Annotated in this window: 27 protein-coding genes; 14 read left to right on the top strand and 13 right to left on the bottom strand. The window is 63.0% G+C overall.

The features are described 5' to 3' along the window. Positions 1-209 precede the first annotated feature (209 nt). Positions 210-1,538, bottom strand: coding sequence for a tRNA uridine-5-carboxymethylaminomethyl(34) synthesis GTPase MnmE (gene mnmE / locus NKK47_RS05410; protein WP_352575442.1), 1,329 nt, complete (start codon positions 1,536-1,538; stop codon positions 210-212). 59 nt (positions 1,539-1,597) lie between these two features. Between mnmE and NKK47_RS05405 the strand changes: the two genes are divergently transcribed. After that, positions 1,598-3,616 carry a thioredoxin domain-containing protein gene (locus NKK47_RS05405; protein WP_352575440.1) on the top strand — a complete coding sequence of 673 codons (2,019 nt, stop codon included), beginning with the start codon at positions 1,598-1,600 and terminating at the stop codon, positions 3,614-3,616. Between the two features lie 185 nt (positions 3,617-3,801). Here NKK47_RS05405 and rho read toward each other — a convergent pair whose 3' ends face one another. The 3 genes from rho to hemE all read right to left on the bottom strand — a co-directional run bounded on the left by rho (position 3,802) and on the right by hemE (position 6,810). Next, on the bottom strand, positions 3,802-5,067 hold the full coding sequence (gene rho, locus NKK47_RS05400) for a transcription termination factor Rho (RefSeq protein ID WP_023675925.1): 1,266 nt from the start codon (positions 5,065-5,067) through the stop codon (positions 3,802-3,804). Positions 5,068-5,233: 166 nt separating this feature from the next. Beyond that, positions 5,234-5,779 carry a protoporphyrinogen oxidase HemJ gene (gene hemJ, locus NKK47_RS05395; protein ID WP_502897743.1) on the bottom strand — a complete coding sequence of 182 codons (546 nt, stop codon included), beginning with the start codon at positions 5,777-5,779 and terminating at the stop codon, positions 5,234-5,236. A 2-nt stretch (positions 5,780-5,781) separates the two neighbouring features. Next, positions 5,782-6,810 (bottom strand): uroporphyrinogen decarboxylase, encoded by a 1,029-nt coding sequence (hemE, locus tag NKK47_RS05390; protein WP_352575438.1) that lies wholly within the window; start codon positions 6,808-6,810, stop codon positions 5,782-5,784. Positions 6,811-7,211: 401 nt separating this feature from the next. Between hemE and NKK47_RS05385 the strand changes: the two genes are divergently transcribed. The 5 genes from NKK47_RS05385 (at position 7,212) to dnaQ (ending at position 11,067) form a co-directional block, all read left to right on the top strand. After that, positions 7,212-8,030 carry a pyruvate, water dikinase regulatory protein gene (locus NKK47_RS05385; protein WP_352575437.1) on the top strand — a complete coding sequence of 273 codons (819 nt, stop codon included), beginning with the start codon at positions 7,212-7,214 and terminating at the stop codon, positions 8,028-8,030. A 197-nt stretch (positions 8,031-8,227) separates the two neighbouring features. Continuing rightward, entirely contained in the window at positions 8,228-8,827 is a 600-nt protein-coding gene (locus NKK47_RS05380) for a Maf-like protein (RefSeq protein ID WP_352575435.1), read from the top strand. Beyond that, positions 8,820-9,662, top strand: a complete 843-nt coding sequence (locus tag NKK47_RS05375) for a shikimate dehydrogenase (RefSeq protein ID WP_352575433.1) — start codon at positions 8,820-8,822, stop codon at positions 9,660-9,662. The genes NKK47_RS05380 and NKK47_RS05375 overlap by 8 nt, the downstream gene beginning before the upstream one ends. Beyond that, the gene (coaE, locus tag NKK47_RS05370) at positions 9,659-10,261 is read left to right on the top strand and encodes a dephospho-CoA kinase (protein ID WP_352575431.1); all 603 of its coding nucleotides are present in this window, start codon (positions 9,659-9,661) and stop codon (positions 10,259-10,261) included. Before NKK47_RS05375 ends, coaE begins: the two co-directional genes overlap by 4 nt. 86 nt (positions 10,262-10,347) lie before the next feature. After that, complete coding sequence (gene dnaQ / locus NKK47_RS05365) at positions 10,348-11,067, top strand: DNA polymerase III subunit epsilon (protein WP_352575429.1); 720 nt, start codon at positions 10,348-10,350, stop codon at positions 11,065-11,067. Between the two features lie 160 nt (positions 11,068-11,227). On the opposite strand, the gene secB is transcribed toward dnaQ, so the two are convergent. Then, positions 11,228-11,728, bottom strand: coding sequence for a protein-export chaperone SecB (gene secB / locus NKK47_RS05360; protein WP_023675917.1), 501 nt, complete (start codon positions 11,726-11,728; stop codon positions 11,228-11,230). A 113-nt stretch (positions 11,729-11,841) separates the two neighbouring features. Continuing rightward, positions 11,842-12,333 carry an FxsA family protein gene (locus NKK47_RS05355; RefSeq protein WP_023675916.1) on the bottom strand — a complete coding sequence of 164 codons (492 nt, stop codon included), beginning with the start codon at positions 12,331-12,333 and terminating at the stop codon, positions 11,842-11,844. A 199-nt stretch (positions 12,334-12,532) separates the two neighbouring features. Here NKK47_RS05355 and NKK47_RS05350 point away from each other — a divergent pair, with 199 nt between their 5' ends. Genes NKK47_RS05350 through NKK47_RS05335 form a run of 4 tightly spaced genes read left to right on the top strand, consistent with a single transcriptional unit; the run spans position 12,533 to position 15,322 of the window. Then, positions 12,533-13,240 carry a Tim44/TimA family putative adaptor protein gene (locus NKK47_RS05350; protein WP_352575460.1) on the top strand — a complete coding sequence of 236 codons (708 nt, stop codon included), beginning with the start codon at positions 12,533-12,535 and terminating at the stop codon, positions 13,238-13,240. 23 nt (positions 13,241-13,263) lie between these two features. After that, entirely contained in the window at positions 13,264-14,367 is a 1,104-nt protein-coding gene (gene mltA / locus NKK47_RS05345; protein ID WP_352575427.1) for a murein transglycosylase A, read from the top strand. Continuing rightward, positions 14,364-14,900 carry a Smr/MutS family protein gene (locus NKK47_RS05340; protein ID WP_352575425.1) on the top strand — a complete coding sequence of 179 codons (537 nt, stop codon included), beginning with the start codon at positions 14,364-14,366 and terminating at the stop codon, positions 14,898-14,900. The genes mltA and NKK47_RS05340 overlap by 4 nt, the downstream gene beginning before the upstream one ends. Before the next feature lie 53 nt (positions 14,901-14,953). Continuing rightward, positions 14,954-15,322 carry a helix-turn-helix domain-containing protein gene (locus tag NKK47_RS05335; protein WP_023675912.1) on the top strand — a complete coding sequence of 123 codons (369 nt, stop codon included), beginning with the start codon at positions 14,954-14,956 and terminating at the stop codon, positions 15,320-15,322. A gap of 9 nt (positions 15,323-15,331) precedes the next feature. Here NKK47_RS05335 and NKK47_RS05330 read toward each other — a convergent pair whose 3' ends face one another. From NKK47_RS05330 to NKK47_RS05320, 3 genes are all read right to left on the bottom strand, one after another. Further along, the gene (locus NKK47_RS05330) at positions 15,332-15,949 is read right to left on the bottom strand and encodes a transglutaminase-like cysteine peptidase (protein WP_352453647.1); all 618 of its coding nucleotides are present in this window, start codon (positions 15,947-15,949) and stop codon (positions 15,332-15,334) included. A 211-nt stretch (positions 15,950-16,160) separates the two neighbouring features. Then, entirely contained in the window at positions 16,161-17,438 is a 1,278-nt protein-coding gene (locus NKK47_RS05325; RefSeq protein ID WP_352575423.1) for a polyhydroxyalkanoate depolymerase, read from the bottom strand. Positions 17,439-17,693: 255 nt separating this feature from the next. Beyond that, the gene (locus tag NKK47_RS05320) at positions 17,694-18,053 is read right to left on the bottom strand and encodes a septal ring lytic transglycosylase RlpA family protein (protein WP_352575422.1); all 360 of its coding nucleotides are present in this window, start codon (positions 18,051-18,053) and stop codon (positions 17,694-17,696) included. 305 nt (positions 18,054-18,358) lie between these two features. Between NKK47_RS05320 and NKK47_RS05315 the strand changes: the two genes are divergently transcribed. Beyond that, complete coding sequence (locus NKK47_RS05315) at positions 18,359-18,544, top strand: hypothetical protein (protein WP_352575420.1); 186 nt, start codon at positions 18,359-18,361, stop codon at positions 18,542-18,544. 59 nt (positions 18,545-18,603) lie between these two features. On the opposite strand, the gene NKK47_RS05310 is transcribed toward NKK47_RS05315, so the two are convergent. From NKK47_RS05310 to tauA, 4 genes are all read right to left on the bottom strand, one after another. Then, a complete protein-coding gene (locus NKK47_RS05310) occupies positions 18,604-18,792 on the bottom strand; it encodes a hypothetical protein (protein WP_352575418.1) in 189 nt (62 codons plus the stop codon). A gap of 6 nt (positions 18,793-18,798) precedes the next feature. Next, complete coding sequence (locus NKK47_RS05305) at positions 18,799-19,665, bottom strand: ABC transporter permease subunit (protein WP_352575416.1); 867 nt, start codon at positions 19,663-19,665, stop codon at positions 18,799-18,801. Continuing rightward, entirely contained in the window at positions 19,662-20,435 is a 774-nt protein-coding gene (locus tag NKK47_RS05300) for a taurine ABC transporter ATP-binding protein (RefSeq protein ID WP_352575414.1), read from the bottom strand. Before NKK47_RS05300 ends, NKK47_RS05305 begins: the two co-directional genes overlap by 4 nt. A 108-nt stretch (positions 20,436-20,543) precedes the next feature. Continuing rightward, positions 20,544-21,557 carry a taurine ABC transporter substrate-binding protein gene (tauA, locus tag NKK47_RS05295; protein ID WP_352575412.1) on the bottom strand — a complete coding sequence of 338 codons (1,014 nt, stop codon included), beginning with the start codon at positions 21,555-21,557 and terminating at the stop codon, positions 20,544-20,546. 339 nt (positions 21,558-21,896) lie between these two features. Between tauA and NKK47_RS05290 the strand changes: the two genes are divergently transcribed. The 3 genes from NKK47_RS05290 (at position 21,897) to NKK47_RS05280 (ending at position 24,084) form a co-directional block, all read left to right on the top strand. Further along, entirely contained in the window at positions 21,897-22,088 is a 192-nt protein-coding gene (locus NKK47_RS05290; RefSeq protein ID WP_156937312.1) for a hypothetical protein, read from the top strand. 147 nt (positions 22,089-22,235) lie between these two features. After that, complete coding sequence (locus NKK47_RS05285) at positions 22,236-22,688, top strand: RrF2 family transcriptional regulator (RefSeq protein WP_023675902.1); 453 nt, start codon at positions 22,236-22,238, stop codon at positions 22,686-22,688. 49 nt (positions 22,689-22,737) lie between these two features. After that, the gene (locus NKK47_RS05280) at positions 22,738-24,084 is read left to right on the top strand and encodes an FAD/NAD(P)-binding protein (RefSeq protein ID WP_352575411.1); all 1,347 of its coding nucleotides are present in this window, start codon (positions 22,738-22,740) and stop codon (positions 24,082-24,084) included. The last annotated feature ends 165 nt before the right edge of the window (positions 24,085-24,249 follow it).

The following is a 24,249-nucleotide window of genomic DNA, read 5'->3' as shown; positions in this document are numbered from 1 at the left end:
TCGACCTCAATGTCCTGGCGCGATAGCATGCAAAACTGTTCGCGATGTCCTCGCACATCTGTTCGCGATGTCCCCAGTCCAAACACCCTTGTGGGAGAAGGGGAGACGCTGCGAGCAGGATCGTTTCACGTGAAACAGTCCCCCCTATTCCTGGGCCCGTGTTTCACGTGAATCACCGCCGGTGCTCCTTCCCCTATGTTTCACGTGAGTCATTTCCCAATACAAAACTGCGAAAAAATCACATCGAGCATGTCTTCGACATCGACCGACCCAACGATTCGTCCGAGCCGATCCGCCGCCAGGCGCAGCTCCTCGGCCTGCAGTTCCTGGCCGCGATCACCACTGGCCACTGCTGCGAGCAGGAAGCGTTTTGTCTCGTTGAGCAGCTCGACGTGCCGCAGCCGCGACGGCAGGATATCGCCGGCCTTGCCGATCTGGACTGCGGCACGACGCCCGATCTCGTCCAGCAGTTCGGCCAGACCCGTGCCGTCCCGCGTCGAGATAGCGAAATCATAGCGCACCGCGGGCGAGGGCGATTTGCCCCCCAACAGGTCAATTTTTGTTCCGACCCTCAGCGCCTGAATGTCGCTCGTCAGCACACCGATCGCGATTGGCTCCGCCAGATCCTCCAGCAGCAACAGCAGATCAGCGCTGTGCGCCTTGGTCCTGGCCTTCTCGATGCCGATCGCCTCTATCTTGCCGGGCGCCTCGCGCAGACCGGCGGTGTCGGTTACCCTGACCCGCACCCCTTCCAGGTCCAGTGCCACCTCGAGCAGGTCGCGGGTCGTGCCCGGCTCGTCGGTGACGATGGCCGCTTCGCGCCGCGCCAAGGCGTTGAACAGGCTGGACTTGCCGGCATTCGGCGCGCCGAGGATTACCACTTCGAACCCATCGCGAATGATTTCGGCAGCGCGGAAGCCGGCGACGTGGCGCTCTATTTCCCCGATCATCGCCCGGACATCGGACCAGACTGTATCGGCGACCGAGCCCGGCACGTCATCCTCGTCGGCAAAGTCGATCTCGGCCTCGATCATCGCGCGGGCGTGGATCAGCCGTCGGCGCCAGCCCAGATAGAGTTCGCTCTGCACGCCTTGGGCGTTGTGAACGGCAAAGCGCCGCTGCGCCTCGGTTTCGGCGTTGATGAGATCGGCCAGCGCCTCGGTTTCGACCAGATCGAGCTTGCCGTTGAGAAAGGCGCGGCGGGTGAATTCGCCAGGCTCGGCATGCCTGACGCCGTCGAAGGAGGCGATCGTTTCCAGCATCCTCGCCACAACGGCGCGCCCGCCATGCACATGGAACTCTGCAACGTCCTCGCCGGTAAAACTGTCGGGACCGGCAAAGAAGACGACCAGGCCGCTGTCCAGCACCGATCCGTCGGGCGCCCGGAACTTGCGATAGGTGGCAACGCGGTTTGACACCTTCGATCCCGCAATCGTTTCGACAGCGAATCGACTCTGCGGCCCGGAAATCCGGATCACTGCAATGCCGGCCGGCAGGCGCCCGCTCGACAGCGCCACGATGGAGTCTTTTGAAATCATTTGCCCGCTCTGCCGAAGCGCCCTAGCTATGCTTGTTCAATCCGCCATCGAGTAGCGCCGTGACATTGCCTGCACAAAACCTGCTTGCCGAAGAGGCCAGCCCCTATCTGCAGCAGCACAGCGGCAATCCGGTGCACTGGCGGCCATGGTCGCCCGCCGCTCTGGCCGAAGCAAAGGTGCTGCAGCGTCCGATCCTGCTCTCTGTCGGCTACGCCGCGTGCCATTGGTGCCACGTCATGGCGCATGAGAGCTTCGAGAACGACGAGGTCGCCGCCGTCATGAACCGTCTCTTCGTCAATATCAAGGTCGACCGCGAGGAGCGCCCCGACATCGACCAGATCTACATGGCGGCATTATCCTCGATGGGTGAGCAGGGCGGCTGGCCGCTGACCATGTTCCTGACGCCGGAGGGCAAGCCGTTCTGGGGCGGCACTTACTTTCCGCGCGAAGCCCGCTACGGCCGGCCGGGTTTCGTCCAGGTGCTGGAGGCGGTTGACAAGGCTTGGCGGGAGAAGAAAGAAAGCCTCAACCAGAGTGCCGACGGCCTGACCACGCATGTCGAGACGCGGCTGGCGGGCAGCCATGGCAAGGCCGTGCTCGACCGCGGCATGCTGGCGAACCTCGCCAATGGCATTGACGGCATGATCGACCGCGATTTGGGCGGTCTGCGCGGCGCGCCGAAATTCCCCAACGCGCCGTTCATGCAGAGCCTCTGGCTGTCCTGGCTGCGCGACGGCACCGCATCCCACCGCGACACTGTTCTCCTAAGCCTCGAAAAGATGGTGGCCGGCGGCATCTATGACCATATTGGCGGCGGACTCAGCCGCTACTCGACCGACGCCGAATGGCTGGTCCCGCATTTCGAAAAAATGCTCTACGACAATGCCCAGCTCATCCGCTTGTGCAATTGGGCCTATGCGTCAACCGGCAAGGAATTGTTCCGGCTGCGAATCGAAGAGACGATTGCCTGGCTGTTGCGCGAAATGCGAGTCGAGGGCGATGCCTTTGCCGCCAGCCTTGATGCCGATAGCGAGGGCGAGGAGGGGTTGTTCTACACCTGGAGCAGGGATGAGCTCGAAGCAGCCGTTGGCGACGATTCAGCATTGTTTTTCAAATACTTCACGCTTGCCGGTACGCATGGTTGGGAAGGCAAGCCGATCATTTGCCAGACTGATGCTCAACAGGCGCAGAGCGTCGTCGATCGTGACCTTCTCGTTCCGCTCAAGCAAAGGCTGCTGGCAGCGAGGGAACAGCGCGTGCGGCCCGGGCGTGACGGCAAGGCCCTGACCGACTGGAACGGCTTTATGATCGCAGCCCTTGCCGAGGCCGGACGGTCGCTTGGCCGATCCGACTGGATCGAAGCGGCGGCAGCGGCCTTTGCCGCAATTGCGGCTGCCGGACGTGACGGCCGCCTGCCGCATTCGATGCTCGGCGCAAAGAAGCTGTTTCCGGCTCTGTCGAGCGACTATGCCGCCATGGCCAACGCCGCCATCTCACTGTTCGAGGCGACCGGCAATCCCGACTATATCGATCGCGCCGGGAACTTCATTGAGCAACTCGATCTTTGGCACCGGGACAGCGACAAGACCGGCTACTATCTGACCGCGTCCGACAGCGCGGATGTGCCGATCCGCATCCGCGGCGATGTCGACGAAGCCATTCCTTCCGCTACCGGCCAGATCATCGAAGCCCTGGTCCGATTGTCGTCGCTTTCGGGCGATCTCGATCTCTGGGAAAAAGCCTGGACAGTCGCAGAGCACGCGGGCGGGCGGGCGGAGCACCAGGGCTATGGCCAGGCGGGTATAGTCAATGCCTGTGCCTTGTCGCTTGAACCGCTGAAGCTGGTGATCGTGGATAGACCGGAGAATCCAAGGCTTGTTCCGGTTGCGAATCGAAATCCAGACCCGCGCCGGGTGGACATCGTCGTGCCTGTTGGCTCGGCGACAAATCTGCCGGCCTTGCCAGGCGGCGTCATGCCGCCAACGGCCGAGCCCGGCGCCTGGCTCTGCACGGGGCAGGTCTGCCTGCCGGTGGTGACTAGTGCCGAGGAGCTTGAGCGGCTGTTGCACCGGCAATGAGTCCAACGCGGCTCCCCCTTCTCCCCTTGTGGGAGAAGGTGGCCGAGCGAAGCTCGGTCGGATGAGGGGTGTTCCAGCTTGGCGCCGACGGAGTTCCGTCCGGCACCCCTCAACCGGCTTGGCGCTGCGCGCCAATCCACCTTCTTCCACAAGGGGAGAAGGGAAGGACGGCGCCGGCCAACCCCCTACGTATTCATCGAATCGAAGAAATCCGCGTTGGTCTTGGTCTGCTTGAGCTTGTCGATAAGGAACTCGATGGCGTCGGTCGTTCCCATCGGCGCCAGGATGCGGCGCAGCACGAAGATCTTCTGCAGGTCCTGGCGCGGAACCAGCAGGTCTTCCTTGCGGGTGCCGGATTTGAGGATGTCCATGGCCGGATAGATGCGCTTGTCCGCCACCTTGCGGTCGAGCACGATTTCCGAATTGCCGGTGCCCTTGAACTCTTCGAAGATGACCTCGTCCATGCGGCTGCCGGTATCGATCAGCGCCGTGGCGATGATGGTCAGCGAGCCGCCTTCCTCGATATTGCGGGCAGCACCGAAGAAGCGCTTCGGCCGCTGCAGCGCGTTGGCGTCGACACCACCGGTCAGCACCTTGCCGGACGACGGCACCACGGTGTTGTAGGCGCGGCCGAGGCGGGTGATCGAGTCCAGCAGGATGACCACGTCACGGCCGTGCTCGACCAGGCGCTTGGCCTTCTCGATGACCATTTCGGCGACCTGGACGTGGCGCACCGCCGGCTCGTCGAAGGTCGAGGACACCACCTCGCCCTTCACCGAGCGCTGCATGTCGGTGACTTCCTCCGGCCGCTCGTCGATCAGAAGCACGATCAAATAGCATTCCGGATGGTTGGTGGTGATCGAATGGGCGATGTTCTGCAGCAGCACCGTCTTGCCGGTGCGCGGCTGCGCCACGATCAACGCGCGCTGGCCCTTGCCGAGCGGCGCCACCAGGTCGATGACGCGCGCCGAAATATCCTTGGAGGTCGGAACCTCCATCTCCATCTTCAGCCGCGAGGTCGGATAAAGCGGCGTCAGATTGTCGAAATGGATCTTGTGGCGGATTTTTTCCGGGTCGTCGAAATTGATCGTGTTGACCTTGAGCAGCGCGAAATAGCGCTCGCCCTCTTTCGGGCTGCGGATCGGCCCTTCGACCGTATCGCCGGTCTTCAGCGAGAACCGCCGGATCTGCGACGGCGAAATATAGATGTCATCCGGACCCGGCAGATAATTGGCATTGGCAGAGCGCAGGAAACCAAAACCGTCCTGCAGCACTTCGACGACGCCGTCACCGATGATCTCGATATCCTGGGTCGCCAGCCTCTTCAGGATCGCGAACATCAGCTCCTGCTTGCGCATGACGCTGGCATTCTCGACTTCGAGCGATTCCGCATAAGCGATCAGCTCTGGCGGTTTCTTGTTCTTGAACTCTGTGAGTTTCATTTCTTGCATCATTAGACGGACTCTGAGTAAGCTTTGGGAAAAATATCGGCGGGATGCGACAAATGCCGGGCGCGGCCGAAGCGATAAATGGGCGGCGCATGACGGGAAGGAAGACCCGTCTTTTATCGTCGGTCGGTTGAAAGAGCAAGCCGCCTTTTGCGGGCAACCGAAGACGTCAGAACGGTTTCACGATAACCAGGACGACGATGACGATCATCAGCAATGTAGGGATCTCATTGACGATCCGCCAGTGCCTTGCCGATTTTTCATTGCGGTCTTCGGCAAATTTCCGGACGGCGCCGGCGAGATAGCCATGCACGGCCGACAGGCCAACCACCGCAGCGATCTTGGCATGCAGCCAGCCGCCCTGAAAACCAAAGCCTTTCCAGGCGAGCCACAGGCCGAATGCCCAGGTGATCACCATTGCCGGATTGATGATGCCGCGCAGCAGGCGGCGCTCCATCACCTTGAAAGTCTCCGACTGGACGGAGCCTTTTTCGGCATCGGCATGATAGACCAGCAAGCGCGGCAAATAGAGCATGCCAGCCATCCAGGAGATGACGGCAATCACATGGATCGCCTTCGCCCAGGGATAGAAATCATTGGGCCCGAACAGCAAAAGCAGCCCGGCCAGCACCAGGAAAATGGCGATCGCGATTGCCGCGCGGCGCATCGCGCCCTTACCGGTGTTGGTGCCGTTCGCATTGTCCGCGCCCATCATCGTCACGATGCGCTCCGCACCAGCTTGACCATCCGCTCGACATGAGCGAGCGGCGTCTCCGGCGTGATGCCGTGGCCGAGATTGAAGATCAGCGGCCCGTCGCCCAGCGCCTTCAGGATCGCCCCCACGCCGTCGTCAAGCGCCTTGCCGCCGGCTACAAGCCTCAGCGGATCGAGATTGCCCTGCACGGCGCCGTCACGCTGCAATTCCTTCGCCGTCGACAATGGCACGGTCCAGTCGAGGCCCAGCCCGGTCACGCCGGTCTTCTGGCGATAGCTTCGATAGTGATCTCCCGCGCCCTTGGGAAAGCCGATGATCGGAACATTGGGATGGGCAGCCTTCACTTGCCGGACGATCGAGGCCACTGGCTCGACGCAGAACAACTCGAAAGACGCTTCGTCGAGTACGCCTGACCACGAATCGAAGATCTGCACCACGTCGGCGCCGGCCTCGATCTGGCGGATCAGATAAGCACCCGAATGATCGGCCAGCACCTTCAGCAGCCTAAGAAAGGCCGCCGGCTCGCGATAGGCGAACAGCCTGGCCGGCGCCTGGTCGGGCGTACCGTGGCCGGCAATCATGTAGGTCGCCACCGTCCAGGGCGCACCGCAAAAGCCGATCAGCGTCGTTTCATCAGGCAGTCTGGCGCGCAACCGCCGCACCGTCTCGTAGACCGGCTCGAGATTCACGTGAAACGTTTCGCCGTCGAGAGCCGCAATTTCCGCAGCCGTGATCGGCGTCAGCAGCGGGCCGCGTCCTTCCTCGAAGCGCACGTCGCGGCCGAGCGCATGCGGCACGACAAGAATATCGGAAAACAGGATCGATGCATCGAAGCCGAAGCGTTCGATCGGCTGCAGCGTCACTTCGACGGCGAGATCCGGGTCGTAGCAAAGATCGAGGAAGGATCCGGCCCGTCTCCTCGTCTCCCGGTATTCCGGCAGATAGCGGCCGGCCTGGCGCATCACCCAGAGCGGCGGCGGAAACGCCGCTTTGCCTCTCAACACGTCCAGCACGATCCGGTCTTGAGGCATTGAGCGCTCGCCTTTCCAGGCTTCCCTATAATTAAATATTCTATTTTTAGGAATCTTATGATTCTAAGAGTCTGTTGGTTGTGGTGGTTGTCTCCTGTCCCGCTTTGCCCTCGAAAAGACCAGCCAGCATATTGTCGCGCGCTTCTCCAGCGGGATTGCAGGACTTTGTGGAAAACCGCGAATTTACGACTGGAGTCAATTCGTTGCCGCCACGCCAGGGAAATTGCCCCTGTGGATGAAGCGAAGGCAAAAAGCTCCGTCCCCGGACTTGTCCCCAACCGCCCGGAGAAGCCGACAGCACATCGAATTGTGGACAAACCGCCATCTGATACAGTCGCTTTGCGGTGGCCGAGTTTTCCGCCCGGCTTATCCACATCGGCCCACAGCCTGGAATGTATCCTGTGAACAAACCGCAGAGCTTCTTTCATCTTCACCTGATTTCCGACGCCACCGGCGAAACGCTGCTGGCCGCCGGCCGCGCGGCTTCCGCGCAATACAAGGATGCGCGCGCCATCGAACATATCTATCCGCTCATCCGCACCGAAAAGCAGGTGACGAAGGTGTTCGAGGACATCGAGGAGGAGCCGGGCATCATCCTCTACACGGTGGTCGACCAGAAGCTTGCCCGCGGCATCGACGAACGCTGTGCGGCCATGGGCCTGCCTTGCGTCTCGGTGCTGGAGCCGGTGCTGACGGTGTTCCAGTCCTATCTCGGCACGCCTGCCGGCCGCCGCGTCGGCGCGCAGCATGTGCTGGACGCTGAATATTTTCGCCGCATCGACGCGCTCAATTTCACCATGGAACATGATGACGGCCAGCTGCCAGCCAATATGGACGATGCCGACATCGTGCTTGTCGGCATTTCCCGCACTTCGAAGACGCCGACCAGCATCTATCTCGCCAATCGCGGCATCAAGACCGCCAACATTCCGATTGTGCTCGGCGTACCGTTGCCCGAAACCCTGGTCGATGCCAGGAGGCCGCTGATCGTCGGCCTGGTCGCCACCGCCGAACGAATATCGCAAGTCCGGCAGAACCGCATTCTCGGCACCAGCGCCTATGAGCCGACCGATTATGTCGACCGCGCCGCGATCGCCGAAGAGCTCGCCTATGCCCGCCAGATATGCACGCGGCACGGCTGGCCGATGATCGACGTCAGCCGCCGTTCGATCGAGGAGACGGCGGCGGCCATCGTTGCCCTGCGCGGCAAGACGCGCTAGGGTTTGGGCGCTTGTGCTGTGGGTGGTCCTTACCTTCTCCCCTTGTGGGAGAAGGTGGCCGAGGGAAGCTCGCTCGGATGAGGGGTGTTCCAGCTTGGCATCACCTGCACTCCGTCCAGCACCCCTCAACCGTCTTGGCGCTGCGCGCCAATCCACCTTCTCCCACAAGGGGAGAAGGAAAGATCAGGCGAAAAAAAATGGCCGAAAAAATCATCCTTGCCTCGGGCAGCCCGTTCCGCAAGGCGCTGCTCGTCAATGCCGGCGTCACTGTCGAAGCGGTTCCGGCTTCTGTCGATGAGCGCGCGCTCGAGGCGCCGCTGCAGAATAGTGGCGTGTCGCCGGAGGACGTCGCCCTGGTGCTCGCCGAAGCCAAGGCCACCGACGTCAGCGAGCGCAAGCCCGGCGCCCTGGTGCTCGGCTGCGACCAGACGCTGTCGCTCGGCGACGAGCTGTTCCATAAGCCGGCCGACATGGAAGGAGCGCGCCGTCATCTGCTGGCGCTGTCGGGCAAGACGCATCATCTCAACAGCGCCGTCGTGTTCGGCCGTGACGGCCAGGTTCTGTGGCGGCATGTCGGCATCGCCAGCCTGACCATGCGCAAGCTCGATCCGGCCTTCATCGGCCGCCATCTTGCGCGCGTCGGCGCCAAGGCCTTGTCCAGCGTCGGCGCTTACCAGATCGAAGGCGAAGGCATCCAGCTGTTCGAAAAAATCGAAGGCGACTATTTTACTATTGTCGGCCTGCCACTTTTGCCGGTGCTGGCCAAGCTGCGTGAGTTCGGGGCGATCGATGGCTGAGGCCACGAAAAAGGCGTTTGTCACGGGCCACCCGATCGCGCATTCCAGGTCTCCGAAGATCCACGGCTACTGGCTGGCGAAATACGGCATCGGCGGCGTCTACGAGGCCATCGACGTTGCACCAGAGGCGTTTGCCGAATTCCTGCAGACGCTGCAGGCACAAGGCTATCGCGGCGGCAACGTCACCATCCCGCACAAGGAAGCCGCCTTCGCTTTGGCCAAGCGGCGTGACGCCGACGCCGAACAGATCGGTGCGGTCAATACGCTGTGGTTCGAGAATGGCGAATTGTGGGGCGGCAACACCGATGCCCATGGCTTTGCCGCCAATCTGGACGAATATGCACCGGGCTGGGCGGCCAACGGCCCCGCCGTGGTGCTCGGTGCCGGCGGCGCCGCTCGCGCGGTCATCCATGCGCTGAAGCAACGCGGCATCAACGATATCCGCATCGTCAACCGGACGCTTGCGAGGGCGCAGGAGCTGCGCGACCGCTTCGGTGCCGGCGTTTCCGCCCACAACCTCGCGGCGACCGGCGAATTGCTCGAGGATGCCGGCCTGCTGGTCAACACGTCTGCGCTCGGCATGCATGGCAATGAAGGCCTGTCCGCCGATCCGGGCAGACTGCCGGACGGCGCCATCGTCACCGACATCGTCTACGTGCCGCTGGAGACGCCGCTGCTTGCCGCGGCCAAAGCGCGCGGCCTGAGAACCGTCGATGGGCTCGGCATGCTGCTGCACCAGGCGGTGCCCGGCTTCGAGCGCTGGTTCGGCACCAGGCCGCAGGTCACCGCCGAACTGCGGCAAATGATCATCGCCGATATCGGCGCGATAAAATGATCGTGCTCGGCCTCACCGGATCGATCGGCATGGGCAAGTCGACCACGGCCAAGATGTTTGCCGAGGCCGGCGTGCCGGTCCATGATTCCGACGAGGCGGTGCATCGCCTCTATGCCGGCCAGGCCGCCCCCATGGTCGAGGCGGCCTTTCCCGGGACCACCCGATCCGGTGCGGTCGATCGCACAAAGCTGGCCGAACGGGTGCTCGGCGAAGCCGCCGCGCTGAAACGGCTGGAAGCGATCATCCATCCGCTGGTCCGTGCCGATGCCGATGCGTTCCTGGCTGAAAATCGTGCCGCCGGCGCGCCGCTTGCCGTGCTCGATATACCACTGCTGTTCGAGACCGGCGGCCGCGATCGCGTCGACAAGGTCGTGGTCGTCACCGCGCCGCCTGAAGTCCAGCGCGCCCGCGTGCTGCCGCGGCCGGGCATGAGCGAGGAGAAACTGGCGTCGATCCTGGCCAGGCAGGTTCCCGACGCCGAAAAGCGCCGGCGCGCCGACTTTGTCATCGACACCGGTCAGGGCTTTGACGCCGCTCGCGCGGCCGTCAAGGCCATCGTCGCCGAACTAGTCGTGGATAAGGCAGCCAGGCCTGGTTAAGAGGCTTGCAGACCCACATTACTTGTTGCCATTTTGTTCCTGGTGTGATTCGGCTAGAATGATGCCGGAACCAGTGGACTGATTCGATGCGTGAGATCATCTTCGATACGGAAACCACCGGCCTCGACACGCGCGAGGACCGCGTCATCGAGCTTGGCGGCGTCGAGTTGGTCAACCGTTTCCCGACCGGCCGAACCTTCCACAAATATATCAATCCGCAAGGCCGCCAGATCCATCACGAGGCGCAGGCCGTGCACGGCATCAGCGCCGCCGATCTTCAGGGCAAGCCGACTTTCATGGAGATCGCCGAGGAGTTCCTCACTTTTATCGACGGGGCCAAGCTGGTCGCGCACAATGCCGGTTTCGACATCGGCTTCCTCAATCTCGAATTCGGCCGGCTTGGTCATCCGGCCATCGATCCGGGACGGATCGTCGACACGCTGGCGCTGGCGCGCCGCAAGCATCCGATGGGCCCCAATTCGCTCGACGCGCTCTGCCGCCGCTATGGCATCGACAACGGCCGCCGCACCAAGCACGGCGCGCTGCTCGATTCGGAATTGCTGGCCGAGGTCTATATCGAGCTCATCGGCGGCAAGCAGGCAAGCCTTATCCTCGACAGCATCCTGACTCCGGCGGGCGGCAGGCAGAATGTCGACGACATCGATATTTCGATCGGTGTGCGGCCGATCGCCTTGCCCTCGCGCCTGACCGATGCCGAGCGCACCGCGCACGCGGGCATGGTTGGCACATTGGGCGAAAAGGCGCTGTGGCTGCGGGTCGTCCCGGAAACGAGTTCTGCGGCATAGTGATTTTGACCGGAGTGATCCTTCGCGCCCCCCTCTGTCCTGCCGGACATCTCCCCCTCAAGGGGGGAGATTGGCAGACCCAGCGTCTGCCCCGCCGGCGTCTCAAACAAAAAACCCGGCGCAAGGCCGGGTTTTTCCAAACGCTAGCGAGACAACCGCTTCAGCTCACCTTGACCTTGGCGGCAGCCTGGTCCTCGGCCAACTTCTGCTGGAACATCTGCGCGAAATCGATCGGGTCTAGCATCAGCGGCGGGAAGCCGCCATTGCGTGTTGCCTCGGCGATGATCTGCCGGGCGAACGGGAACAGCAGCCGCGGGCATTCGATGAACAGGATCGGCAGCATGTGCTCCTGCGGGAAGCCGCTGATGGAGAAGACGCCGCCATAGACCAGCTCGACGTTGAACAGCACTTCCTGGTCGAACGACGCTTTTGCGTTCAGCGTCAAATTGACGTCGAACTGCTTGTCCGAAAGCGGGTTGGCGTTGACGTTGACATTGATGGCGATGCCCGGAGCCTTGTCGCGGCCGCGCAACGAGTTCGGTGCGCCGGGGCTTTCGAAGGACAGGTCCTTCACATATTGTGCAAGCACGTTGAGCGAAGGCTGCGCCGCATTTCCATTACCGTTGGCTGCGCCGGTCGGCGCGTCGTCGTTGCTGGCCATAAGCTGTGGTCCTTTTGCCTGGGCAGCGTTGCTGACCGGATTGAAATTCGGGCGTTCGCTATCATGGCCGGCCCGACAAGACAAGTTTGCAAAAGACGCCGGTTGCCTTGCAGCTACTCGTCCTTGAGGCGGCGCCAGGGAGAACCCGGTCCGCGCGTATGGTCGTCGGCCCGCGAATAGTCGCCGTCGTCGAGATCGATGGTCTTGCCGCGTTGCCTTGCCCGCAAACCACTGCTGAAATCGGTTGCCAGCACGATGCGGCCTTTCAGCATCCGCCAGGCAAGATCGCGCACCGGCGGCAGGAACAGCAGAAGGCCGAAAATATCCGAGATGAAGCCGGGGATGATCAAAAGGATCGCTGCCAGCACGATCATGGCGCCATGCGCAAGCTGGCCGCTCGGATCACGCCCGGCATCCATTTCGGCACGGACCCTGGCCATCACGCCAAAACCCTGGTGCCGCAGCAGCAGGGCGCCGGCGACACTCGAGGCCAGCACCAAGCCGACTGTCGCCAGCGCGCCGACCTGGCGGCCGACAATAACGAAACCGGCTATCTCCAGCAGCGGAAGCGCGAGAATGAACAGGGGAAGCAGCGAAATACGCAAATCTTGACCGATCGTTTTCGATGTTTTGCCGGCCGGCGAGCAATCGCCGCTGGCACCAGAGCTGTTAGATAGGTATGGCTGCCTTTGATTTGAATGATTGCGCCATGCGTTCTATATGCTCTGGATACTGAACGCTATGTGATCGCGGCCCTTGCTTGGCCGCTGGTCCGGCCAAAGCAGGGATTGATTGGCGCAAGATATGGGCTTCTTCGACTTCGGCACGATTTTCTTTCTGATTGCGGCGGTGGTGATCTTCTTCCAACTGCGCAACGTGCTTGGCCGACGCACGGGCAACGAGCGCCCACCCTTCGATCCATATACGGCAGCGCGCAAAAACGACAAGGATGCCGCCCAGAAACCCGAGAACGTGGTTTCGCTGCCGCGCAAGCGGCTGGCGGGAGAGCCGGCGGCCGATGCCTATGTGGCGATCGATGCCTTTGCCAAGCCGGACACCGATCTCAACCGGGGCCTGCGGGCGATCAAGGACAATGATCCGACCTTCGACCCGAAGACCTTCGTCGACGGCGCCAAGATGGCCTACGACATGATCGTCATGGCCTACGCCGATGGCGACCGCAAAACCTTGAAGAACCTTTTGTCGCGTGAGGTCTATGACGGCTTCGTCGCGGCCATCGGCGACCGCGAGGCGAAAGCCGAAAAGATCCAGTCCTCCTTCGTCGGCATCGACAAGGCCGACATCGTTTCGGCCGAGATGAAGGGCAGCGAGGCGCACATCACGCTGCGCATCGTCAGCGAGCTGATTTCGGCGACCCGCGACAAGGCCGGCGCCGTCATCGACGGCGATCCCGAAACCGTCGCCGAGGTCAAGGATGTCTGGACCTTCGCTCGTGACGCGCGCTCGCGCGATCCGAACTGGAAGCTCGTCGCCACCGAAGAAGAAGACTGAACTGGACGGCGGCGGAGGCTGTCGTGTCGTTTTCTCGAGCCTTCAGCGAAAAATCCTTTGGCGAATTGCCGGGCTGGGGCGAGGACGACCATCTCCCTGCCTTTGAGGCCTTTCGCCGCTCGGCCTTTCATGTCCTGACCAAACCCTACCGCTCCGGCGCGCTCGGCGTCGATTACAATGGCTTTGCCGACGCCTATGCCGAAGCGCGCACCGTTTCGCCGGCGAATCGGTTGCAGGCCCGAAGCTTTTTCGAGCGCCATTTCGTTCCGGCCCGTATCGATGCCGAAGATGGTGGTCCCGGCCTGGTCACCGGCTTTTATGAGCCGGAGGTCGAAGCCTCGCCGGTACGCACGCAACGGTTTTCGGTGCCGCTGCTGTCGCGCCCGGCCGATCTTGTCGACGTCAACGACGGCAATCGTCCTTCAGGCTTGGATCCTTATCTCGCCTTTGCTCGTGCGGCGCCGAACGGCCCGGTCGAATATTTCGACCGCGGCGAGATCGAGTGCGGCGCGCTTGCCGGAAAAAGGCTGGAAATCGCCTGGCTCGCCGACAAGGTCGACGCCTTCTTCATTCACGTGCAGGGCGCGGCACGGCTCAAGATGACCGACGGCAGGCTTCGCCGCATCACCTATGCCGCCAAATCCGGCCAGCGCTTTACCGGACCGGGCAAGATCTTGAGCGAGGAAGGCGAGATCCCGCTGGAGAAAGTGACGATGCAGTCGATCCGTGCCTGGTTCAAGGCGCATCCGGAACGCGTCGACGACCTTTGGCGCAACCGTTCCTACATCTTCTTCCGCGAGATGGGCGTCGACGACCCAGAGCTCGGTCCGATCGCTGCCGCCAAGGTGGCGCTGACACCCGGCCGCTCGATCGCCGTCGACCGGCTGCTGCACACGTTCGGCACGCCTTTCCATATCGATGCACCGTCGCTGACCGTCTTCGACGGAAAACCGTTCCGGCGGCTGATGATCGCGCAGGACACCGGCTCGGCGATCACCGGGCCGGCTCGCGGTGATCTGTTTGCCGGGTCGGGCGATGCGGCCGGCGAGATCGCCGGCGTTATCCGCAACGCCGCAGATTTTTATGCGCTGATCCCCCGGTCGCTGGTTTCAGGAGCAGGCCGATGACCCGGCGCATCGACAGGCTGAGCGAGGACGACCGGGTGCTGTGGAACCTGGTGGCGCGCACGGCAAAACCGCTGAAGGGCAGAACCGCCGTCGAAATTCCACACGTCGGGCCGGAGATCGACGAGACCAGGCAGGCGCCGCCGCCGGCACAGGTCGCGGGCAATGCTGCCACGGCCGCAAAGCAGAAGGCGCAGCATGTCTCCCACGCACTCGACGAACCGACGCTGGACAAGCTGTCGAAGGGCCGGCTGCCTATCGAAGGCCGCGTCGACCTGCATGGCCTGACCCAGGACGAAGCCTATTCCCTGCTGTTTTCCTTCCTGTGCCGGGCGCATGCCGGCGGCATCCGCTACGTCCTTGTGATCACCGGCAAGGGTTCCTCGTCGGGCGGTGATGGCGTCCTGCGGCGCGCCGTGCCGTCATGGCTGTCGACACCCGCCTTCCGGCCCCTCGTCTCCAGCCACGACCATGCCGCCCGCAAACATGGCGGCTCGGGTGCGCTCTATATCCGCTTGCGGCGGGCGCGCTCATGAGGACACGCCCATGAGGGACGCACCTAGGAGGATGCAACCATGAAGGTCCGCTTGTGACCCCATTCGGCGAAAAGCTTCGCGTGCTGCGAAACGAGCGCGGCGTCAGCCAGAAGGACATGGCCAAGGCGATCGGCGTCAGCGCAGCCTATCTCTCGGCGCTGGAACACGGCCGCCGCGGTGCGCCGAGCTGGACGCTGATCCAGAAGATCATCGGCTATTTCAACATCATCTGGGATGACGCCGAGGAACTGGCGCGGCTGGCCGAAACCTCGCATCCGCGTGTCAAGCTCGACACGTCGGGCCTTAGCCCGGCGGCGACCGAGCTTGCCAATCTCCTGGCCGACAACATCGAAAAGCTCGACGAAGCCGAGCTTCGCCGCATCATTGCGTCGATCCGCGCCGCGCTGGCACGGCCGAAATGAGCTGCTTTGTTACTGGACAGAGCCGACCAGCACCTGCTGGCCGCCGCGGATCGAGACCCAGCGGCCGGTATTGTCGATCGCCTGCCGCTTGAGGAAACGATAGCCGGTCTGGTCCCAGGAACGGACCTGGTCGGTCAGATTGTCGAGGATGTAGTCGCCCTTGTCGGTGCGCACCGTCAGCACGGCGTGGCCCTCACCGTCGGGTTTGCGCACGACAGTCATCAACAGATCGGCAAACGAGACGCCAAGCCGGTTCAGCTCACGGCGCTTTTCCAGGACATAGTCCTCGCAGTCGCCGACACCCTTGTCGGGATAGGCCCAGACCTCGTCCTTGCCGTAGATGTCGAAGTCGCTCTCCGGCTTGACGGCGGCGTTGACCTTTGCCGTGACGCTGAGCAACTTGCGCCACAGCGAGCCGGTCAGGCTGGCGGGCGACAGATCCTTCGGGCGGATCGAGCATTCGGACGCGTAGCTCTTGCAGAAATCATAATGGCCGATCGGCTGCGAGGTCGGGCCACCTGTTATCATCGGGCTGGCTGCCGAGGCCGAACCGGCCCAACCTGCCGCCACAGTAAGTCCGGCCAGCGCGCACAGGCGCAGCGTTCTCGCCATTGGTGAGGAAATCATTGTCCCCGCTTGTCCCTTGTTGTTAACGAAACGTTAAGGGGTATTTACAGTCCGTGTCAATTATGAGGATGGATTGATTTTTGCGGCATGGTTACTCGCGTGGCGCCAACGCGACTATTGTGCAACAGGTCGACGGCCGCACGGCCCCGCCAACCGATGATTTTGGCATTGACCGACCTGATGCGGATTGACGGGCATCATCACTGGTCGCCTATTTCTTGCCGGTCCTGACCAGCTTGGGTTTCACCGCAACACGGTTCTGACGGCCGTAGCTGGTAATGAAATCGACGATGCGCGGCACGATTTCGGAGCGGAAGCGCGAGCCGTTGAACACACCATAATGGCCGACCGCCGGCTGCATGTAATGGGCGTGCCTGTCGGCCGGGATGTTGCTGCACAGGTCGTGCGCAGCCTTGGTCTGGCCAAGGCCGGAGATGTCGTCGTTCTCGCCCTCGACCGTGAACAGGGCGACATTGCGGATCGCCGAAGGGTCGACCGCCACGCCGCGATGCGTCATTTTGCCCTTGGGCAAGGCCTGGCGGACAAACACGGTGTCGACGGTCTGCAGGTAGAATTCCGCCGTCAGATCCATCACCGCCAGATATTCGTCGTAGAACTCGCGGTGCTTCTCGGCATTGTCGCCGTCATGCTTCACCAGATGCATGAAGAAATCCTTGTGGGCGATGATGTGGCGGTCGAGGTTCATGCTCATGAACCCCGAAAGCTGCAGGAAGCCAGGATAGACCTCGCGGCCGAAGCCCGGCACCGGCCAGGGCGCGCGCATGATGACGTTGTCGCGGAACCAGTCGATGCCCTTTTCCTGCGCCAGCAGATTGACCGCCGTCGGATTGCGGCGCGTGTCGATCGGCCCGCCCATCAGCGTCATCGTCGAGGGCACGAACGGATCGCCCTTGGCTTCCATCAGTGCCGCCGCCGCCAGCACCGGCACCGAAGGCTGGCACACCGCCATCACATGGGTGTCGGGGCCCAGCGCATGCAGCATGTCGACGATGTAGTCGATATAGTCGTCAAGATCGAAGCTGCCGTCGGCCAGCGGCACCATGCGGGCGTCGACCCAGTCGGTGATATGCACGTCGGCATAGGGCAGCATCGCCTCCACCGTGCCGCGCAGCAGCGTCGCGTAGTGGCCCGACATCGGCGCGACGATCAACAGCTTCGGATCCGGCCGGCGCCCGGCCGGAACCGCGCGCTCGAAACGAACCAGGTTGCAGAACGGCCGCGACCAGACGGTGCGTTCGCTGACCTCGACGGTTTTCCAGTCGACCACGGTTTTGGTCAGGCCGAATTGCGGCTTGCCGTAGCGGCGCGTCGTGCGCTCGAACAGTTCGGCCGTTGCCGCAACCGAGCGGCCCCAGGACGTGTGTGAGACCGGATTGAGCGGATTGGAGTAGAACAGGCGCACCGCATCGGCATAGAGGCGCGCCGGCTGCAAGGCGGCGTGGTTCAGTTCGTAGAGTTGGTAGAACATCGAGAACCCCGCTGCCGACTGCGATCGAAGGGCCGACGAGCAGCGCCGAGCCTTGAATGCCTTGCGGGGAAGTTAGCAACAATCTGCTGCGATGCAATACGTCAACTTGCGTGATTTATGCTCGTTCTTTCGTCCAAGGCGTTGAGAATCCGCCTGGAACGGCAACAGCCGGCTCAATGTGCACCTGCGAAGGCCTGGCAAGCAGCACGGCTATTGGGGACGAGCGTCGGAGGCGGTGTCCGGCCGTGGCGGCCGTTAGACCCGTGCCATGCAGACAGCGGTGTGACCCGAGCTGATGAAGCCAAGCTGGCTGGCGGCGCCCTTCGACAGATCGAGCATCCGGCCCCTGATAAACGGGCCGCGGTCGTTGATACGCACGACGACGCTGCGGCCATTGTTGCGGTTGGTCACCTTCAGCCTGGTGCCGAACGGCAGGCTGCGATGCGCTGCGGTCAGCGCCGACGGGTTCATGCGTTCGCCGGAAGCGGTTCTGGAATGCAGTGAGTACCAGGAGGCACGGCCGCACTGCGCGGCGGCGCTGGCACTGGATGCGCCGACCATCAGGCCAGCCGCGATAGTGGCCGCGACAAGCGCGGTCCGGTTGCTTTTGTTCATGTGTTGGGGACTGGCTCCGTTGACAGACCCGCAGCGGTTAGGGGCGAATGAGGCAGCAAATGCGGCAATGATCTGTCGGTTCCATGACAATGTTACACGTTTGGAGTCGGCGCGAAACAATTTGTTAGAGAGTTTCCGCAGCACGACACAGCTTCTTTGATGATCTTTGCACCGATCTCCGCATGTCTTGCGCAGGATCAGAGGTTAGCATCTAAGTAGAAGTTGGCGTGACCGAACCGCTTCTTTTAGCTGTTCCATTCCGGCCGGAACGCGGCTGACGATCGACTTGGAAAGGAGTTTCAGCAATGAGATTGATCAAAAATCTGCTGGCCTTGATTGTGCTCGCCACCGGCGTGCTGTGGTCATTGCAAGGCATCGGCCTTATCGGTGGCAGCTTCATGACCGGCCAGTCGCAATGGCTCTATGTCGGCATCGTCACCGCGCTGGTTGGCCTGGCCGGGCTGGCCTGGGCGAACCGCTCGCGTGGTTGAGCAGGCGTCGATCCTCAGGCATTCGCCGGAGCAGCACACAGCGGACCCGTGGCGGCCGCTCACCGCGACCAGTATTGCCAGCCCCAGTAGAAACTTTCGTCGCGCGGCGGTAAGCGGTTGCGCTCCGCGTCCAGATGCACCGGCGTCGGCGTTTTGCGTTCGTCGTCAGGCGGCTGTTTGTCTCCGGCCTTGATCAGGCGGAGCCAATGGCCGAAATGCGCAAACAATACAGCGGTGGAATGGGGCATCGTCGGTCACTCCCGCCCTGCCCACGGGACGAGCACCCGCTCGATCCTGCGGATGATGAATTCAAGCACGAAGGCAATGGCCGCGATCACCAGTATGCCCATCACCACCACGTCGGTGACGAGGAACTGGGCAGCGGACTGGATCATGAATCCGAGCCCGCGCGTCGCGGCCACCAGCTCGGCGGCAACCAGCGTCGACCAGCCGGCGCCAAGCGCGATGCGCAGACCGGTCAGGATCGAGGGCAGCGCGCTGGGCAGGATCACGTGCCTGATCACTTGGCGCTGCGTGGCGCCAAGTGAGCGCGCTGCATTGATGCGTTCCTGCGAGACGCCGCGAACACCCGATGCCGTCGACAGCGCAACCGGCGCCAGCATCGCAATGCCAATCACCAGGATCTTGGACGGCTCGCCAATGCCGAACCAGATAATGATCAGCGGCAGATAGGCCAGCGGCGGGATCGGCCGCAGGAATTCGAGCAGCGGATCGAAGATGCCGCGCCCGATCGTGCTGATGCCGATAGCCAGCCCGATGGGAACGCCGACGAAAACGGCCGCGATCAGCGCTGCAAACACCCGCCACAGGCTGGCGGCAATATGCTGGAGCAGCGTCGCGTCGACAAAGCCGTCACGGGCGACGACGACAAATTTGTTCCAGACTGCGACAGGCGACGGCAGGAAAACCGGCGACACCAATTGCAGGCGGGCCGATACCGTCCACGCCGCCAGCACCACCAGAATGGTGATTGCGCTGACCACGCGGGCCGAAACGCGGCTGCGTCTCGGCCGCGGCCGCGACCATGGCACCGACAACCCGTCGGCTCCGTCGTCGACCTTGGAGCGCTGCGGCCGCTCGGTATAGGAGGTAACGGTCATGCTGCCTCCCCTTCGAAGATCGCGTCGGTCAGCTCGCCGCGCGCCGCGGCGAAGGCGGGATCGGCCTTGATGCTGCGAATGGCCTCGCCGGCTGCATAGCGCCGGCTGAAGCCGGTCTCGAAGCTCCGCACCACCCGGCCAGGGCCGGGAGCGAGCACAATGATGCGGGTGGCAAGAACCAGCGCTTCGTCGATGCCGTGCGTGACCATCAGCACGCCGACCTGGCTTGCCGTCCACAGATCGAGCAGCGTTGTCTGCATGCGTTCGCGTGTCAGCGCATCGAGCGCGCCCAGCGGCTCGTCGAGCAGCAGGAATTGCGGCTCGGCCGCCAGCGCCCGGGCCAGGCCGACCCGCTGGCGCATGCCGCCGGAAAGCTCCCAGATGCGCTTATCGCCGGCGCCGTCGAGCTTCACCAGGGCCAGAAGCTTGTCGGCGCGCCGCGCCCGTTCAGCCGCCCTGACACCGCGCAGCCTGAGCGCAAAGGCGACATTTTCCCGCGCGGTCAGCCACGGAAACAGCGCGTCGTTCTGGAACACGACGGCGCGGTCAGAGCCTGGCGCCGTGACCGGCCTGCCGCCAATCGTGGCGCGTCCGCGCACAGGCTCGACCAAGCCCGCAGCGACGTTGAGCAACGAGGTCTTGCCGCAGCCGGAGCGGCCGACCAGGACAACGAAGTCATCCTTGGCGATTTCAATCGACACATTTTCGACCGCCGGCGCCGGCTGACCGTCATAGTGGACCGAGACCTTGTCGAGCACGAGATGCGTCATGGGAACCTCGCCGATATTCCGAATCTGTCTGCCCCGAAGCCGCTCCTCGCAAGCGGTTCGGGGCAGGGAGCACGCGGCGTCAGGGAAGGAGAACCGCGCGCGTTGGCGTCAGTTCGAGGCAAGCGCTTCGCTGACATATTTCGACGACACGTATTTCGAATAATCCGGCAGCACGGCGTCAATCTTGCCCTGCTCCTTGAGGAAGGCCGATGTCGCCTCGACCGCCTTGACCGTGCCGCCACCGAGGAACTTGTCCGAGGCCTGCTCCTCGAGCGTCGGGAAGACATAGCCCCTCAGCAGTTGCGGCACGTCTTCGAGCTTGGCCCCGGTGATCCTGGCAATCTTGGCCGCTTGCGGCGAGGACACCGACCATTGATCCGGCTTGGCCAGGAAGTCGGCATAGGCAGCGCCCGTCACTTTGACGAAGTCGCGCACCGCTTCCGGGTTCCTTTCGGCGAAGTCGGTGCGCACGATCCAGGCGTCGAAGGTCGGCGCGCCCCAGGCGGCGACCTGGGAGGAATCCAGCACGACCTTGCCCGTCGTCTTGATCTGGCCGAGTGCCGGATCCCAGACATAGGCGGCGTCGATGTCGCCGCGCGCCCATGCCGCCGCGATCTCCGGTGGCCGTAGATTGAGAATATCGACCGACTTCGGGTCGACACCCTCATGCTTCAGCGCGGCAAGCAGGCTGTAATGCGTCGTCGAAACGAAGGGCACCGCCACCTTCTTGCCGGCAAGGTCGGCGGCCTTCTCGATGCCGGCGCCGTTGCGGGCGACAAGGGCTTCGGATTCGCCGATCAGCCCGACAATGAAGATTGTCTGGATGGGAAGCTCGTGGCTCGCCGCCGCCGCCAGCGGGCTCGAGCCGACATAACCGATGTCGACCGAACCGGAAGCGATCGCCGCGATCACGTCGGCGCCGGAATCGAATTTCCGCCAGTCGATTGTCGCCTTGGTCGCGCTCTCATAGGCGCCGTCGGCCTGCGGCACCTTCGAGGGTTCGACGACCGTCTGGTAGCCGATAGTGATCTTGAGGTCCTGCGCATCGGCTGGGCCGAGAAAGGCCGCACCAGCCAAGGCCGCCGAGGACAAGAGAACGATACGTCGCGAAATGGTGGACATGAAAGGCTCCTTGAAAAACGAGAAAAACCCGGATTGCGTTTCATAGTCACCTAACTCTATCGTCCTTGTAGAGTTAAATCCTTCCAATCGGTTCGGTCTTGTTAGAAAAAGTCATCTGGCTATGGCAGTTCGCGCGCTTCTGGGTGACGGCCCGGGTGAGAACCATCATCCTTGCCCGGGAACCGCTTCCACGTCGTCCATGCGCGCAACAAGGATTTCCCGTTTTCGCCCCTGCATCGGCAAACCCGTGCTGTGAATAGCCAAGAAATTGGAAACAAGTTCCCTGTGTTCGCGGTTAAGTCTAGTATCCTTATCGACATTGAAGGATTGGAGAGGACGATGAGCGACGCCACCCTCCTTGTTGCCGCGCGCGGTATGCTTTGGCCTTCAAATTCAGGGGCAGAAGCTGCTGTCGGTATTCTCGCCAATGGGGACATTCCTGCCGCCGGCCAGTTTGGCGGTGCGCCATTGGCGGCGGCTTCTGTGCTTCCAAGAGCACAAGCCCCGGCCAAAATGGCCATTGCGGCGTGAAAACGAAGCAAAATCAACGTTTCTCGGCTTGTATATCATGTCACTAGAATTTATCTGTAGTGACAGCTTGGACGCGGCGGGGAGGCACGCCAGGCGTTTCGCAACCGGTGGCCTTGCGCCATCGCATGACAGAGAAACGTTCGGGTTATGCTCACGAAAAAAGGTAAATACGGCCTCAAGGCGCTCGTCCATCTGGCGCGCCTGCCGGTTGGACAGCTCGCCTTCGTCAACGACATCGCCACAGGAAACAATATTCCGAAGAAGTTCCTCGATGCCATCCTTGGCGAATTGCGCAATGCCGGTTTCGTTCAGAGCCGCAAGGGCAAGGAGGGCGGCTACCGGCTGGCACGCCCGGCGGACGAGATCAAGGTCGGCCACGTCGTGCGCGTGCTCGACGGACCGCTTGCCCCCATTCCTTGCGCCAGCCGCACCCAGTATCAGCGCTGCGAAGACTGCAACGAGGCGACATGCCAAGTCCGACACCTGATGCTGGAGGTCCGGCAGGCCATCGCCGAGGTGCTGGACCAGCGCAGCCTCGCCGAAATGCGCGACATCGCCGGCGACGAGGATTTTTCGGCGGCGTTGAAAATCCAAGCCTGAACCAATCTCTCCTGAGCCGGCGACGATCGCCAGGACAGCTGGTGTGCGCATGACCGTGCGCGCTACGCCAAGTTCGATCATCATTGTCGGTGGCGGCGCCAGCGGCGTCGTGCTTGCCGCGCATCTGCTGAAGTCGCCCAATCCCGATCTACGTGTCAGCTTGATCGAAAAACGCCCTCATTTTGGGCAAGGCATGGCCTATTCAACGCTGCTGTCGGCACATGTGCTGAATGTCAGCGCGTCGGGCATGAGCGCCTATGCCGACGATCCCGGCAATTTCTCGCGCTGGCTGCTTGAACGCGGCCTGGCAACGCCGGAACAGGCGCCGGTCTATGCGCCGCGCAGCGTCTACGCCCGCTATCTCAAGGAGCTGCTCGACGAGCTCGAGGCGCGTGAGCAGCAGACGGGCCGGCTGCGCCTGATCCGCGAGGAGAGCCTGTCGATCTCGCCGACCGCGTCAGGCGTCGAAGTGGCGCTGGCCAATGGCACCAGCGTGGTCGCGCATCTTGCCGTGCTCGCCACCGGGCATGACGAAGAGCCGGGGGCGGGGCAGGGGCATGCGATCAGGATGGGATCCGAGGCGGACACTGCGCTCGACCCCGAAGCCCGAGTCCTGGTGCTGGGCACGGGCTTGAGCATGGTCGATGCCTTCCTGTCGCTCGAGCAGCGCGGCCACCGCGGCGCGATCGTCGCGGTGTCTCGGCGCGGCCTGCTGCCTTCGCCGCATCGCAAGGGCAATCCGATCAAGCTCGACGTTGCCGACATTCCGCTCGGCACCCAGCTTTCCTATTTCGTCGGCTGGTTCCGCGACCTGATCCGGGAAAACCAGAAGGCCGGCATCGACTGGCGCGACGTCGTCGACGGTCTGAGACCCTTCAACCAGAAGATCTGGCAGAACTGGCCGTCCTCGGCCAAGCGCCGCTTCGTCGAGCACACCAAAGCCTGGTGGGACATCCACCGCCACCGCATGGCGCCTGAAGTCTACGCCCGCGTTGCCGAGGCGGTGCAAGCGGGCCGCATCCGCCTTGTCGCCGGGCGCGTCGTCGAGATCGCCGCCGGCGACGGCTTCAGCGTACAGGTCCAGTCGCGCCACACGCAGCAGCTCGAAAGCTTCGACATCACCCGCATCTATGATTGCACAGGCATCGCCAGGGACATCTCGACCACCTCGAACAGCGTGGTGCGGTCGCTGGTCGAGCGTGGGCTGGCACGGCCGGATCCGCTGCGCCTCGGCCTCGACGTGACCGCGAACTGCGAGGTCATCGCCGGCGACGGCACGGTATCCGCCAAGATCCTCGCCGTCGGGCCACTGACGCGCGGCACCTTCTTCGAAATCGACGCCATTCCCGATATTCGCGTGCAGTGTGCGCGGCTAAGCAAGCGCTTACTCGGATGAGGCCCTTTGTCTTGACGCAATTCCGGACGCAGGACACCTGCCGCCGGGTGAAAAGATCTCGGCCACATAGCCGCGTTCGGTGAAGGCGAACCAAGGGTGCGGGAGCTCGCTCCACCAGAAGCCGACCGGCCAGCCCGTGGTGGTCGAGACAGCCGGGTTGGCGAT

This window comes from Mesorhizobium sp. M0019 (assembly GCF_040323975.1).
Classification (GTDB): Bacteria; Pseudomonadota; Alphaproteobacteria; order Rhizobiales; family Rhizobiaceae; genus Mesorhizobium.
Note: the sequence above shows the minus strand (reverse complement) of the source record. Positions and strands in the feature narration are given on the sequence as shown.

Coding starts and splice junctions, on each gene's coding strand:
- NKK47_RS05375 (WP_352575433.1), top strand. CDS start 8,820: ATGGCTGAGGCCACGAAAAAGGCGTTTGTCACGGGCCACCCGATCGCG.
- NKK47_RS05320 (WP_352575422.1), bottom strand. CDS start 18,053: ATGAACAAAAGCAACCGGACCGCGCTTGTCGCGGCCACTATCGCGGCT.
- NKK47_RS05290 (WP_156937312.1), top strand. CDS start 21,897: ATGAGCGACGCCACCCTCCTTGTTGCCGCGCGCGGTATGCTTTGGCCT.
- hemJ (WP_502897743.1), bottom strand. CDS start 5,779: ATGATGGGCGCGGACAATGCGAACGGCACCAACACCGGTAAGGGCGCG.
- NKK47_RS05380 (WP_352575435.1), top strand. CDS start 8,228: ATGGCCGAAAAAATCATCCTTGCCTCGGGCAGCCCGTTCCGCAAGGCG.
- NKK47_RS05315 (WP_352575420.1), top strand. CDS start 18,359: ATGAGATTGATCAAAAATCTGCTGGCCTTGATTGTGCTCGCCACCGGC.
- NKK47_RS05350 (WP_352575460.1), top strand. CDS start 12,533: ATGGGCTTCTTCGACTTCGGCACGATTTTCTTTCTGATTGCGGCGGTG.
- mnmE (WP_352575442.1), bottom strand. CDS start 1,538: ATGATTTCAAAAGACTCCATCGTGGCGCTGTCGAGCGGGCGCCTGCCG.
- NKK47_RS05330 (WP_352453647.1), bottom strand. CDS start 15,949: ATGATTTCCTCACCAATGGCGAGAACGCTGCGCCTGTGCGCGCTGGCC.
- secB (WP_023675917.1), bottom strand. CDS start 11,728: ATGGCCAGCAACGACGACGCGCCGACCGGCGCAGCCAACGGTAATGGA.
- NKK47_RS05340 (WP_352575425.1), top strand. CDS start 14,364: ATGACCCGGCGCATCGACAGGCTGAGCGAGGACGACCGGGTGCTGTGG.
- hemE (WP_352575438.1), bottom strand. CDS start 6,810: ATGCCTCAAGACCGGATCGTGCTGGACGTGTTGAGAGGCAAAGCGGCG.
- NKK47_RS05310 (WP_352575418.1), bottom strand. CDS start 18,792: ATGCCCCATTCCACCGCTGTATTGTTTGCGCATTTCGGCCATTGGCTC.
- rho (WP_023675925.1), bottom strand. CDS start 5,067: ATGCAAGAAATGAAACTCACAGAGTTCAAGAACAAGAAACCGCCAGAG.
- coaE (WP_352575431.1), top strand. CDS start 9,659: ATGATCGTGCTCGGCCTCACCGGATCGATCGGCATGGGCAAGTCGACC.
- tauA (WP_352575412.1), bottom strand. CDS start 21,557: ATGTCCACCATTTCGCGACGTATCGTTCTCTTGTCCTCGGCGGCCTTG.
- NKK47_RS05280 (WP_352575411.1), top strand. CDS start 22,738: ATGACCGTGCGCGCTACGCCAAGTTCGATCATCATTGTCGGTGGCGGC.
- NKK47_RS05305 (WP_352575416.1), bottom strand. CDS start 19,665: ATGACCGTTACCTCCTATACCGAGCGGCCGCAGCGCTCCAAGGTCGAC.
- NKK47_RS05325 (WP_352575423.1), bottom strand. CDS start 17,438: ATGTTCTACCAACTCTACGAACTGAACCACGCCGCCTTGCAGCCGGCG.
- NKK47_RS05300 (WP_352575414.1), bottom strand. CDS start 20,435: ATGACGCATCTCGTGCTCGACAAGGTCTCGGTCCACTATGACGGTCAG.
- dnaQ (WP_352575429.1), top strand. CDS start 10,348: ATGCGTGAGATCATCTTCGATACGGAAACCACCGGCCTCGACACGCGC.
- NKK47_RS05285 (WP_023675902.1), top strand. CDS start 22,236: ATGCTCACGAAAAAAGGTAAATACGGCCTCAAGGCGCTCGTCCATCTG.